Source organism: Micromonospora yasonensis, from assembly GCF_026013475.1.
GTDB lineage: Bacteria > Actinomycetota > Actinomycetes > Mycobacteriales > Micromonosporaceae > Micromonospora > Micromonospora yasonensis.
In genome coordinates this window covers 1-12,131 of record NZ_JAPDPH010000210.1, presented here as the reverse complement: position 1 = coordinate 12,131, position 12,131 = coordinate 1, and the positions used below count along the sequence as shown (strand labels likewise).

The following is a 12,131-nucleotide window of genomic DNA, read 5'->3' as shown; positions in this document are numbered from 1 at the left end:
GGCGCGTCGGTGCACGCCGCGATGAACTCGTCCAGCGGCATGGTGGACAGCAGCCGTTCGTAGCGCCGCCACCGGCCGTCCGAGGTCTGCAACCGGTGCGTGCCGGTGTCGACGCGGACGACGGGGCAGCGGAGCCGGATCCGGTCGGCCAGGGGCTCGGCCATCCGTTGCCACAGCCGCCCCGTGCCGCCGCGCAGCGGATACCGGAAGGTGCTGTTGGGCCCCCACGGTGCGTCGTCCACCCGCAGTACGACGTTGCGGAGCACCGTGTCGAGGTCGACCTCGGCGACGCGGTCGCTGATCCAGTCGTACGTCAGGTGCTCCGCCGGCGCGGCCCAGACCTTCGCGTTGTACGGCAGCATGAAGTGCCGTGCGATGCCGGCGCCGAAGGTGAGGTGCACCCAGTCGTGGAAGTTCTCCGGCCGGCCGGCGGTACCGGCGGCGGCGGCGAGCCGCGCCGCGACCAGGCCCGCGAGGCACTCGTGCGTCACCTGCGGATCGAGGCCGCCGAGGTGGTTCTGGAAGGGGTAGCGCACGTGCCGCCCGGACGTGTGCACCCACGCCTCCCGCCGGATGGTGGTGTGCTCCCCGCCGAGCAGACGGTCCAGCAGGGCGAGGAAGTCCTGGTCCCGGCTGAACAGCACGTGACCGCCGATGTCGAACGTGTAGCCGTCGACGGTGTACGAGCGCGCCAGGCCGCCGACGGTGTCCCCGGTCTCCAGGATCAGCCACTCGTCGCGCCCGTGCTCCTGCAGGCGGTGGCCGGCGGCGAGCCCGGCCGGCCCGGCGCCGATCACCAGGATGTCCGGCTCAGCCACTGCGGACCTCGGCGAACAGCTCCAGCAGCCGGTCGGCGTACCGGTCGAAGGTGAACTCGTGGCGGCGGCGGGCGACGGTAGCGCGTGCGGTGCCCAGCCGGTGCGGGTCGGCCAGCTGCGCCGCGGCGTCCTCCGGGTCGGCGTAGGTCAGCCCGACCCCCGTCGTCCGCACCAGGTCGGACACGGCGACGGCGTGGCCGGCGTGCTCCGGCGCCAGCAGCGGCAGGCCGGCGGCCATCAGGGTGCCGATCCGGGCGGGGTGGTTGAGGTCGTCCCAGGTCGCCCGCCCGACGTCGCCCCCGTTGTGGCTGGCCGTGCGGTGCATCCAGCCGGCGTCGTAGGCGCCCAGCACGGACACCCAGCCGCGCTCGTCCACCGCCGGATGGACATGCAGGTAGCCGTCGGCGGCCTCGCGTGCCTCGGCCAGCCACGACCGCCAGGCGCCCTGCGGGCCCGGGCCGTCCCGAAGGCCGTGCAGGTGGACGTGGATCCGGTGCCCGGCCAGGACGCGGAGGAACGCCGGGTCCAGGCCGACCGGTCGGCCCAGCACCGCCGTGTGCACCTCGCCGTCCCGCTCGGACAGCCGCGCCGGCGGCGTCCCGTCGAACCAGTCGGCCTTGGGCAGGCTGCCGTCGACCACCAGGGTCCGGTCCGGGGCCAACCGGCCGGGCAGCGCCCGCTCGAACCAGTCCCGTTCCAGCGGGCTGGACAACACCACGGCGTCGGCCGAACCGGTGAGGGCCGCCAGGGTGGGCCAGTCCCCGCGAGCGATGCTGCGCTGCGGCGCCTCTTTGTAGTGCCAGACGAACGGCGTGTCGGGGCAGGCGCGGCGGACCGCGTCGGCGAAGCGGACGGCGCGGAAGTTGAGCTGGGCGTAGATCACGTCGGGTCGCAGGGCGCGCACCGCCGCCACCCAGTTCTCCGGGGCCAGGTCGGTGACGTGCCCGAACGGGACCGGGCCGACGGTGTCGACGCCGAGCGGTTCCGGCGTCCACAGGCCGTACAGCCGGTGACCCCGTTCGGCGAGGGCGAGCACCCGGTCCGGGTGGTAGGACAGCTCGCCGACCAGCAGGATCGTCAGCCCGTCGGGACGGGCGGGGAGTTGGCGGGCGCGTTGGCGCGCGTACCGCCCGACCTCGTCCACCAGACCGCCGTCGCTGCTGTGCAGGCGCAGCGGGGCGGTCACCCGGTATCGCTGCCGGAAGACGTTCGGGCCGCCGTCGAACCGCTCGCGGATCGCCTTGTGCCGCTGACCCGGGTGGTCGATCCAGCGGCAGGTGACCCGGCCCGTGCCGGCGACCCCACCGTGGCGGCGCAGTCGCGACCACATCAGCCGGTCCAGATCGTCGCTCTCCTGCTCGTGCCGCTCCGGCCAGCGCAGCCGGGTCCGCCGGTGGGCCACCTGCACCAGCTGCAGGGGGAAATCGGGCGGGGCGGCGAGGGACTCCCGGTCGCCGTGGTGCCGTACCCCGGCGTAGGCCAGCACGACCGCCGGGTCACCGAGCACGCGGAGCAGGTCCGCGAGATGATCGACGTCGTCGTACCGGTCGTCGGCGGGCAGGTACGCCACCACCGGCGCGGCCGCTCGGGCGAGCCCGGCGTTGACCGCGGCACCGAGGCCGGCGTTGTCCGGCAGCCGCACCGAACGCACCCGGGGGTCGGCCGTCAGCAGGGGGACCACCTCGGGAGTGTCGTCCTGGGAGCCGTCGTCCACGACGATCAGCTCCCAGTCCTCGACCGACTGCGTCCGCAGCCCGTCCATGGCCAGCGGCAGGAAGGCGGCCTGTTCGAACACCGGCATGAGCACGCTCACCCGGGGCGATGCGGACGACGCCACCACCGCCCACCCCTACCCGGCGGCGCCGGGAATACACGTTCGGCCTGCGGGTACGGCAGCGGGATGCGCCCGCTGGCCGACCCCGCCGTCCGCCGGGTGGCCGTGGTCCGCCTCCGGGTCGGTCTGGGTGACCTGCTGTGCGGGGTGCCGGCCCTGCGCGCCGTCCGCCGGGCCCGGCCGGATCTGCACGTCACCCTCGTCACCTGGCCGGAGACCGCGCCGGTGGTGCGGCGCATGGCGGCGTACGTGGACCGGCTGCTGCCGTTCCCCGGCTTTTCCGGCATTCCCGAACGGCCGGTGCACGAGGCGGGCTGGGCGCCGTTCCTGCGCGCCGCGGGCCGGTTCGACCTCGCCGTCCAGGCGTACGGCGACAACCCCGCCGCCAACCGGGTGTGCGACGCCCTCGACGCCCGGCACGTGGCCGGCTTCTGGCCGACCGGGTCGCCGGGGCCGCCGCCCGCCGGCCATCTGCGGTATCCCCACGACGTGCACGAGATCGACCGGCACCTGCGGCTGGTCGCGCACCTCGGCGTACCGGTCGGGGCCGGTGCCGGCGTGCGCGCGCTCGAGTTCCCGATCAGGTCCGCCGACCGGGCTGCCGACGTCGCCCTGCGTCGCCGTCACGGCCTCACCGCCGGCCACTACGCCGTCGTGCACCCCGGCGCCACCTCACCGAGCCGGCGCTGGCCTGCTGCCCGATTCGCCGGCGTGGCCGATCACCTGGCCGCGCGCGGGCTGCGGGTCGTGCTCACCGGCGTGCCCGCCGAGCGGGAGGTGACCGCGGCCGTCCGCCGGCTCACCCGGCGGCCGACCGTCGACCTCACCGGGGCCACCTCTCTGGGTGGCCTCGCCCTGCTGCTCCGGCACGCCGCGATCCTGGTGGCCAACGACACCGGCACCGCGCACCTGGCCGCGGCCGTCGGCACACCGAGCGTCACCGTCTACCTCTCGGGCGACCCGGTGCGCTGGTCCCATCCGGGTGGACCGCATCGCATCGCGCGGGCGGCGGTCGGCTGCAACCCGTGCCCGCACCTGACCTGCCCGATCGACTTCCGGTGCGCCATCCGGCTGCCGGTCAGCGTCGTGCTGTCCGAGGTCGACGGCCTGCTGCGGCGGACAGCACGGCCAGGGTCTCGGTGACCATCTGCTCGGCGTCGAAATCGCGGACCGCCCGCCGCCGGGCCCGCCGGCCGAGGTCGACGCGGAGCACCGGGTCGTCGAGCAGGCGGGCGAGGGCCACGGCGAGCGCGCGGTGGTCCTCCGGCGGGACGACGAGGGCGTCCTCGCCCACCGCCGCCGCGGTGTCCCCCACCGACGTCGTCACGCACGGCAGGCCGTGTGCCATCGCTTCCAGCAACGCCAGCGACAACGCCTCCCGCCGCGACGGCAGGCAGAAGATGTCCAGGCCACGCAGCAGCGCCGGCACGTCCCGGCACAGCCCGCCGAAGGTGATCGGCAGGCCCTCCGCCTGGCGGCGCAGGCGCTCGGCGTCCCGCCCCTGGCCGGCCACGGTCACCCGCATCCGCCGTCCCCGCGGGTCCACCGCCGCGACCGCCGCCACGAGCAGGTCGAAGCCCTTCTGCCCGGTCAGCCGGCCGACCGCGCCCACGGACAGCGGAAGACGGCCGGCCGGGCGGGCCGGGACGGCCGGGATGTCGACGCCGTTGCGTACCCGGTGCACCACGGTGACCCCCAGGTCGCGGGTGAGCTGCGCGGCGATCGTCGCCGACGGGGCGATGGCGGCGGTGACCCCGGCGTACGCCCGTCGCAGCGCGGCGGGGTCCGGGCCGAGGTCGCCCTGCAGGTGGAGGGTGACGACCGTCGGGGCGACCTGCTGGGCCGCCCGGATCGCCGCGCGGTTGCTCGCCGGGTCGACGAGGTTGACGTGGACCACGTCCGGCCGCAACCGCGCCAGCGCGGCGGCCAGCGCCGGGGCCTGCTCCGCGTGCCGGGCAAGGGGCAGCACCGACAGCCGGTGCGGGCCCGCGAAGTGCTCGGCCACCGGCGCGGCGACGAGGGCGACCGGCGTCACGTCGGTGGGTGCGCGTCGAAGCAGGTGGCGGGTGTAGACCTCGGCGCCGCCGAAGGCGTCGCTGTCGACAACGAGGGCCAGCCGCAGCGGGTCAGCCATGATCGGCTCTCGTGCCCGGCGCCCGCGCCGCCGCGTACGCGGTGAGCACCCGCCGGGCCAGCCGGTCCCACCGGTGTCCGGCGGCTATTGTTCGGCCCTGCTCTCCCATCCGTCGACGCAGTTCGACGTCGGCCAGCAGGCGGTCCAGCGCGTCGGCGAGGGCCACCGCGTCGCCCGGCGGCACGAGAATGCCGCTGACCCCGTCCCGGACCGCGGCGGGTATCCCACCGGTGTCCGTGGCTACCACCGGGAGGCCGCACGCCATCGCTTCGATCACCGCGGTGCCCAGTTCCTCGTAGCGGGACGGCAGGGCCAGCACGTCGGCGGCCCGGAGCACGGCCGGCACCTCGTCGTGCGCGACGAAACCGAGGAAGGTGGCGACGCGCCGCAGGCCGAGCCGGTCCCGGAGCAGCTCCAGCCGGGCCCGCTCCGGACCGTCGCCGACCAGCACCAGGTGCGCTCCGGTTGCCTGCAGCCGGGCCATCGCGGCCAGGAGCAGTGGCACGTTCTTCTGCGGATGCAGCCGCCCGAGGAACACCACCCGGGGCCGGGGGAGCCCCACCAGCGGGTCCGCCACCGGGGGACCGGCGAACAGCTCCTCCCGGATGCCGGACGGGACGACGCTCACCCGGGCCGCCGGTACCCCGTCGGCGGCCAGCACCCCGGCCAGCCGCGGCGTCAGGGCGATGACGTGGTCCGCGCGGTGCTCGCCCAACCGTTCCCACCATCCCCCGAGCGCGCGCAGGCACGCCGACCGCGGGCCGGTGATGGCCATGGTGTGCCGGGGGCTGGTGTGCACGGTCAGCACGAGCGGCAACCCGTGTCGCCGGACCGCGGCCAGGGCGAGGGGCACGATCGCCAGGTCCTCGCCGAGGTGGGCGTGCACCAGGTCGGCCCGTGCGGCCAGCCGGTTCAGGACGCCCGCGGCGGGGAGTGCGTAACACTGCCGCAGCCGGCGGGTCGGGACCCCGAGGCGGAGCACCACGGCGGCACGCCCGAGGCGATCCACCCGCGGGGCTCCCGGGCGCCAGGCCGTCACGACCCGCTGCGCCACACCCAGCGCGTCGAGAGCGCGGGTCAGTTCCCCGGTGTGGGTCTGCATTCCCCCGATCGCGTCGAACCGGGCGGCGCGGGGGTCGGGCCGCCCCGGAGGCATCTCGAACGCCGAACAGAGCCGCAGCACCCGCAGCGCGTGCCCGCGAGGCCGGTCGGGAGGGATCACTGGTCGAGATTCTCACGATTCCGGGTCATCCTCGTGGGCTATGCCGACCGGGGGCGCGGTGCCGGTCCGAACAGTAGGGGCCCAGCGTGGTTGACGCGGCGAGGAGCCACCGAGAGATAGCGGATGCCACAATCCCCGTATGCCATCGGACGCTTGGGCCGCGTTGGCGAACCCGTTCGTGGAAGGTGCCTACGCTTCGGTCAAGGGGCAGGTGCGGACGTACGTCCTCCACGCTCAGCTGCTGCGGCACCTTCCTGAGCCGCCGGCGAGCGTCCTCGACGTCGGAGGGGGCGCGGGCCACCAATCGTTGCCGCTGGCCCGACTCGGCTACGACGTCACCGTCCTGGACCCGTCGCCGGCCATGCTCGCCAAGGCCGAGCAGCGGCTCAACGCGGAGCCGGACGACGTCCGACGGCGGGTCCGGCTGGTCGAGGCGCCCGGCGAGCAGGCCGAGGCAGCGACCGGTGGGCAGCAGTTCACGGCGGTGCTCTGCCACGGCGTGTTGATGTACCTCGAGCGACCCGAGCCGCTGGTCTCCGCGCTGTGCCGCTGCACAGAACCCGGAGGCGTCGTTTCGATCATGGCGCTCAACGCCCGTACGCTGGCCGTCCGCCCGGCACTCGACCACCGCTGGGCCGAGGCCCTGGCCGCCTTCGACGCCACCGGCGAGGTGGGGGTGCTCGGCGTCGACACCCGTGGCGACACCGTCGAGGGCCTGTCCATCCTGCTGCGGCAGGGCGGGATCGACCCCGAGGACTGGTACGGGGTCTGGCTGTTCTCGGACTGGTTGGATCTGCCGTCCGACCGCACGGACGTGGCGGCCGTGGCCGCCGTCGAGCTCGAAGCGAGCCTGCGGGACCCCTACCGGCAGCTCAGTCGGGTGTTCCATCTGGTCGGGCGAGCCCGCATGGGCCCGGCCCGGATCGAGTGATCCGGGCCGGGATCCGCCTGCCGATCAGCTCAACATGCTGGCGAACATGCCGGGCTCGTAGGAACCCCCCTGCTGGTGCACGATCACGGCGAGCCGGTTGGCCGCGTTGATCAGGGCGACCAGGGAGACCAGCGCGGCGATCTGGTCGTCGTCGTAGTGCTTGCGTACCTGGGCCCAGGTCTCGTCGGACACGCCGTGGTGGGCGTCGGCGAGCCGGGTGCCCTCTTCGGCGAGTGCCAGCGCCGCCCGCTCGGCCTCGGTGAACACGGTGGCCTCGCGCCAGGCGGCGACCAGGTTGAGCCGGACCGCGGTTTCGCCGGCGGCTGCGGCATCCTTGGTGTGCATGTCGATGCACCAACCGCAGCCGTTGATCTGGCTGGCCCGCAGCGACACCAGCTCCTGCGTGGACTTCGGCAGCGGCGACTGGAGGATCACCAGGCCGGCGTTGGCGAACCGCTTGAAGAACTTGACGGCGATCTCGTTGTCGAACATGTTGAATCGGGCGTCCACGACTTCGTCCTCCCTCGTGGGTTGTTGTGCTGAACGAACACGAGATGCCGATCGCCGGATCCCTGTGACAGCACGGCCGCGTGACGCGAGCCACACGGCCGCGTCACTGAGGTACGAACGGTGGAGGATGGGCCGGTCGGTGCCGGGCCGGTGGCTCGGGGACCGGACGGCCTGGGTAGCTTTGCTGTATGAGTGAGGACACCCTCCGCTCGGTGGAGATCGAGCGGACCAGCTTGGGGAAGTACGCCGTGCGCAACGTTCGCGGCGGATCGATGTCGATGGGCACGGGCGAGGACGCCAGCTTCACGCCGGTGGAACTGCTCCTGGCGGCCATCGGCGGCTGCACCTCGATCGACGTGGACCACATCACCAGCCGCCGCGCCGAGCCGACCCAGTTCTCCGTCGAAGTCACCGGCGACAAGATCCGGGACGATGCCGGAGGAAACCGGATGCAGAACCTGCGGGTCGAGTTCACCGTGACGTTCCCGGTGGGCGCGGACGGCGACAGGGCGCGCGAGGCGCTGCCCCGGTCGCTGCAGCAGTCGCACGACCGGCTCTGCACCGTCTCCCGTACCGTCGAACTCGGCACTCCCATCTCGATCGTCGAGGCGGCGGGCTCCGCCGAGCACTGAGGTTCCGGGCGTCACCTGGGATTTGCGGGCGGCGACGTTCTCGACGCGCCGCCGCGGCGGCGCCGGCACCGAGCCGGTGCCGGCGCCGTCAGCCGGTTCAGCGCTTGGCCTGCTGCTTGGCCATCTCAGGGCGTTCGCCCTTGCCGACCCTTCGCAGCGCTTCGCGCAACTGTTCCTCGGTCATCTTGGAGTTGCCCTCGATGCCCGCGTCGTGGGCCTGCTGGCGAAGATTGTGCAGCTGTTCCCGGTCACCCATGTCGACCTCCCGTTATGCGGTGGCGCAGGCGGATCCGCGCGCCACTCCGCTCGTCGCCTTCCCGGTTGGGCCTGGGGCAAACGAGGCCCACTCGCGGTCCGGCTGACCGGGATGTCTGGCTGTTGGTCCCGAGGCGAGGGTGCCCCCGAGCGGTGCCGGGACATCTCGCGGGGCAGGGAGATGGACCTGCTGTCGCGGAAGAACGTCGCTTTCCAGCGCAAGATCAGGGCAGGGTCCTAGGACGGTTTAGGGGATGTGCGGGCGCCAGCCTCGAACTGACACCGGCGTACGCCGGTCCTTGTGGCCGCAGGGGTGGGAAGGATTGCCTCCGCCGCCGTTATCGCTCGTCGGTCGCCTTCCATGCGGCCGCGACCAGGGCCGGGAGGACCTGTGCCGCGGTGCCGCGCAGGTTGATGGCGCAGATCTGGTCGAGTGGGGTCGGCTCCGGGTTGATCTGGATCACGGCGGCGCCGGCCCGTGCGGCGATCCGGGGGATCTCGGCGGCCGGGTACACGACGCCGGACGTGCCGACGGTCAGGAACACATCGCAGGCGGCGGCGGCTTCGACCGCCGCGGTCAGCGCCGCCTCGGGCAGTGCCTCACCGAACCACACCACTCCGGGGCGGACGAGCGCCATGCAGGACGCACACCGCGGGGGCGGAATCCGGCGGCCTTCGGGCGGCTGCGTGGCGTCGCCGTCGTGCCTGTCCTCGAAGGTCGCCGGGTGGGCGGCCGCCACGCAGCGGGGCGTGAAGAGGCTGCCGTGCAGGTGGATCGCAGCCCGGGTTCCGGCCCGTTCGTGCAGGTCGTCGACGTTCTGGGTGATGACGGTGCTGCCGGGGACCCGGGCTTCGATGGCGGCGATGGCCCGGTGCCCGGCGTGGGGTTCGGCTCGGCGTACCCGGCTGCGTCGCCATTCGTACCAGCCCCAGACCAGGTCGGGATCGGCGTGGAACGCCTCCGCGGTGGCGAGCCGCTGGGCGTCGAAGCGCGCCCACAGGCCGGTGAGATCGTCACGGAAGGTGGGCACGCCGCTCTCGGCTGAGATCCCGGCGCCGGTGAAGACGACGACGCGGCGGGCGTCGCCGAGGAGTTGGGCTGCTCGCCGCGGCAGAACATCTTCCATGTGGGGAGATCCTGCCACCATCGTGGACGGCCGGGAGGTCTTGGTGGCCGTCGGCCAGTGCCAGGGCCTGCTGATGTCTGCGGACATGTTCGCCGTCGGCCTTCGCGCGGCCACCCGCCGGCAATCTTGATCCCAAGAATCGGTGGTGATCTTTCACCACCCTGAAGGGACTGCCGCATGCCCCACCTCCACCGGCGTACATTCCTCGGGCTGACCGGCGCGGCCGGAGCGGGTGTCGCCGCCGCCATCGCCGGCTTCTCTGCGGCACCGGCCTGGGCCAACCCCGCCTTTGCCGACAACCCGTTCACCCTGGGCATCGCCTCCGGCGACCCGTATCCCGACGGGGTCGTCCTGTGGACCCGCCTGGCGCCGGACCCGCTCGCGGTCGACGGGTCGGGCGGGATGCCGGCACAGGTCGTCCCGGTGCTCTGGCAGGTGGCCGAGGACGAGCAGTTCCGCCAGGTGGTCCGCGCCGGCGAGGAGCTTGCCACGCCGGAGCTCGGCCACTCGGTGCATGCCGAGGTCACCGGCCTGCGCCCCGATCGCGAGTACTACTACCGGTTCCGGGTGGGCAACCAGCTCAGCCCGGTCGGGCGGACCCGCACGGCACCCGCGCACGACGCGGACCGGCGGCAGCTCGCCTTCGGCTTCGTGTCCTGCCAGAACCTGCCGGCCGGGCACTTCACCGCCTACCGGCACCTGGCCGAGGAGGACCTCGACCTGGTCCTGCACCTCGGCGACTACATCTACGAGGGCCCGGGGGCCAGCGCGATCGGCCGCCCGCACCTGCCCGCCACCGAGATCTTCTCGCTCAGCGACTACCGGATCCGGCACGCCCAGTACAAGACCGACCCGGACCTGCAGCTGGCGCACGCCCGGTTCCCGTGGGCGGTCACCTGGGACGACCACGAGGTGGAGAACAACTACGCCGACGGGACCTCCGAGGACCCGAAGCAGTCGCAGGAGAGCTTCCACCAGCGCCGGGCGGTCGCGTACCAGGCGTACTACGAGCACATGCCGCTGCGCCGGATGAGCATCCCGCAGGGGCCGGACATGCGGCTGTACCGGCGGCTCCGCTACGGCAACCTCGCCGAGTTCAACATCCTCGACGGCCGGCAGTACCGCTCGGACCAGGTGCCGACGGGGATGGACGACCCGTCCCGGACCATGCTCGGCAGCGCGCAGGAGCAGTGGCTGCTCGACGGCCTGGCCGCCTCGACGGCGCGGTGGAACGTGCTGGGCAACCAGACCGTGATCGCCCAGGCCGACCGTGACCCCGGCCCCGGCGTGCGGCTGTCGGACGACAACTGGAACGGCTACGCGGCGGCCCGGCAGCGCCTCTTCGACGGTGTGGTCGAGCGTGGCGTGCAGAACATGGTGGTGATCACCGGGGACGCGCACTGCAGCATGGTCGCCGACCTGAAGCAGAACTTCGACGACCAGTCGTCGCGCACGGTCGGGGTCGAGTTCCTCGGCACGTCCATCACCTCCGGCGGCAACGGCTCGGACATGGACGCGCGGGGCACCGAGTGGCTGGCCAGCAACCCGCACATGCGGTTCTACAATGGCCGACGCGGGTACGTCCGCTGCCAGCTCGACCAGCAGCAGTGGCGCACCGACTACCGTGCTGTGCCGTACGTCACCGAGCCGGGCGCGCCGGTGTCCACCCGGGCCAGCTTCGTGGTGGAGAACGGTCGGCCGGGAGTGCAGGTGGACGTCGCCTGACCGCATCCGCCTTCGCGAGCGGGGCTCATGCCGCCGGCCGGGTCTGGCCGGCGGCGTGGGTCAGATCCGCGGGATCAGCACGCTCAGGCAGGTGACGCAGCCCTCGAGCTTCTCGTACTCGCTGATGTCGACGACGACCGGCGTGAAGCCGAGGTCCGCCACGAGCGCTGCCGTGCGCGGCGCCGACGCGGCCAGTAGTACGAGGTCGTCACCGAGCGGTACGACGTGGCAGCCGGCCTCCTCGTCGACCGGGCGTACCGGCTGGCGGAGCGCGGCCGCGTCGAGCAGTTGCGGCAGCGCGAGGAGGGTGCCGTCGGGCAGCGCGGTCACGGCCGACTTGAGATGCAGCACGTCGCGTAGCGGGACCGGGATCACCGTGCGCCCGCGGGTCGCCAGGTGGTCACCCAGTTGGGCGACGCCCTCGTCGTTGGTGCGGGCGCCTCGGCCCACGTACACGGTGGTGCCGACCTGCAGCACGTCGCCGCCGTCCAGCGTTCCGGGAGCCTCGATGCGTACGATGTCCAGCCCGGTCTCGCGGACCGCCTTCTCGGTGCCGGGGATCTCCGGGCGGCGTTGTGGCGCGCCCGGCCGGGTGATCACCGCCAGCCCCTCGCAGACGACGACGGTGTCCTCGACGAACACCGAGTCGGGGCAGTGCTCGGCGGGGTCGACCTCGTGTACCTGCCAGCCGGCTTCGACCAGCGCGGCCCGGTACGCCTCGTGCTGGCGCCGGGCCTGCGCGACGTCCACGTCAGTGTGCTCGATGTGGGTGACCAATCCGTCGGCCAGCCGGCCGCTGGGTCGCCGAACCAGAGCAATGCCTCGCGTCATCGGATTTGCGGCGTGGAAACCCGGCCGTTCAGGGCCGGGAGGAAACGCCGCCCCCTCCCTTCCAGTGAGTGTCTTACGTGGACGGTAAGTTGTGGAGCGTGGGTGGGGTGGT

The 12,131-nt window shown here is 73.4% G+C and carries 12 protein-coding genes; 4 read left to right on the top strand and 8 right to left on the bottom strand.

Annotated features, from left to right (window positions below; translation table 11 throughout):
• A partial coding sequence (locus tag ONA70_RS29280) for a protoporphyrinogen/coproporphyrinogen oxidase (RefSeq protein WP_265009724.1) occupies positions 1-818 on the bottom strand: 818 nt, incomplete at its 3' end.
• Entirely contained in the window at positions 811-2,655 is a 1,845-nt protein-coding gene (locus ONA70_RS29275; RefSeq protein WP_265009723.1) for a glycosyltransferase, read from the bottom strand. The genes ONA70_RS29280 and ONA70_RS29275, both read right to left, overlap by 8 nt.
• Before the next feature lie 63 nt (positions 2,656-2,718).
• On the opposite strand from ONA70_RS29275, the gene ONA70_RS29270 reads away from it, so the two are divergent.
• The gene (locus ONA70_RS29270) at positions 2,719-3,795 is read left to right on the top strand and encodes a glycosyltransferase family 9 protein (RefSeq protein ID WP_265009722.1); all 1,077 of its coding nucleotides are present in this window, start codon (positions 2,719-2,721) and stop codon (positions 3,793-3,795) included.
• On the opposite strand, the gene ONA70_RS29265 is transcribed toward ONA70_RS29270, so the two are convergent.
• The gene (locus tag ONA70_RS29265) at positions 3,731-4,786 is read right to left on the bottom strand and encodes a glycosyltransferase family 4 protein (RefSeq protein ID WP_265009721.1); all 1,056 of its coding nucleotides are present in this window, start codon (positions 4,784-4,786) and stop codon (positions 3,731-3,733) included. The genes ONA70_RS29270 and ONA70_RS29265 overlap by 65 nt on opposite strands.
• The gene (locus ONA70_RS29260; protein ID WP_265009720.1) at positions 4,779-6,008 is read right to left on the bottom strand and encodes a glycosyltransferase family 4 protein; all 1,230 of its coding nucleotides are present in this window, start codon (positions 6,006-6,008) and stop codon (positions 4,779-4,781) included. The genes ONA70_RS29265 and ONA70_RS29260 overlap by 8 nt, the downstream gene beginning before the upstream one ends.
• A gap of 139 nt (positions 6,009-6,147) precedes the next feature.
• On the opposite strand from ONA70_RS29260, the gene ONA70_RS29255 reads away from it, so the two are divergent.
• On the top strand, positions 6,148-6,939 hold the full coding sequence (locus tag ONA70_RS29255; RefSeq protein ID WP_265009719.1) for a class I SAM-dependent methyltransferase: 792 nt from the start codon (positions 6,148-6,150) through the stop codon (positions 6,937-6,939).
• Between the two features lie 24 nt (positions 6,940-6,963).
• On the opposite strand, the gene ONA70_RS29250 is transcribed toward ONA70_RS29255, so the two are convergent.
• Complete coding sequence (locus tag ONA70_RS29250) at positions 6,964-7,449, bottom strand: carboxymuconolactone decarboxylase family protein (RefSeq protein WP_265009718.1); 486 nt, start codon at positions 7,447-7,449, stop codon at positions 6,964-6,966.
• Between the two features lie 188 nt (positions 7,450-7,637).
• Here ONA70_RS29250 and ONA70_RS29245 point away from each other — a divergent pair, with 188 nt between their 5' ends.
• Entirely contained in the window at positions 7,638-8,081 is a 444-nt protein-coding gene (locus ONA70_RS29245) for an OsmC family protein (RefSeq protein ID WP_265009717.1), read from the top strand.
• Positions 8,082-8,178: 97 nt separating this feature from the next.
• On the opposite strand, the gene ONA70_RS29240 is transcribed toward ONA70_RS29245, so the two are convergent.
• Both ONA70_RS29240 and ONA70_RS29235 read right to left on the bottom strand, forming a co-directional pair.
• Complete coding sequence (locus ONA70_RS29240; RefSeq protein ID WP_265009716.1) at positions 8,179-8,337, bottom strand: hypothetical protein; 159 nt, start codon at positions 8,335-8,337, stop codon at positions 8,179-8,181.
• 337 nt (positions 8,338-8,674) lie between these two features.
• Positions 8,675-9,463, bottom strand: a complete 789-nt coding sequence (locus ONA70_RS29235; protein ID WP_265009715.1) for an SIR2 family NAD-dependent protein deacylase — start codon at positions 9,461-9,463, stop codon at positions 8,675-8,677.
• 177 nt (positions 9,464-9,640) lie between these two features.
• Between ONA70_RS29235 and ONA70_RS29230 the strand changes: the two genes are divergently transcribed.
• Positions 9,641-11,188, top strand: coding sequence for an alkaline phosphatase D family protein (locus ONA70_RS29230; RefSeq protein WP_265009714.1), 1,548 nt, complete (start codon positions 9,641-9,643; stop codon positions 11,186-11,188).
• A gap of 60 nt (positions 11,189-11,248) precedes the next feature.
• Here ONA70_RS29230 and ddaH read toward each other — a convergent pair whose 3' ends face one another.
• On the bottom strand, positions 11,249-12,019 hold the full coding sequence (gene ddaH, locus ONA70_RS29225) for a dimethylargininase (protein ID WP_265009713.1): 771 nt from the start codon (positions 12,017-12,019) through the stop codon (positions 11,249-11,251).
• Positions 12,020-12,131: the final 112 nt, after the last annotated feature.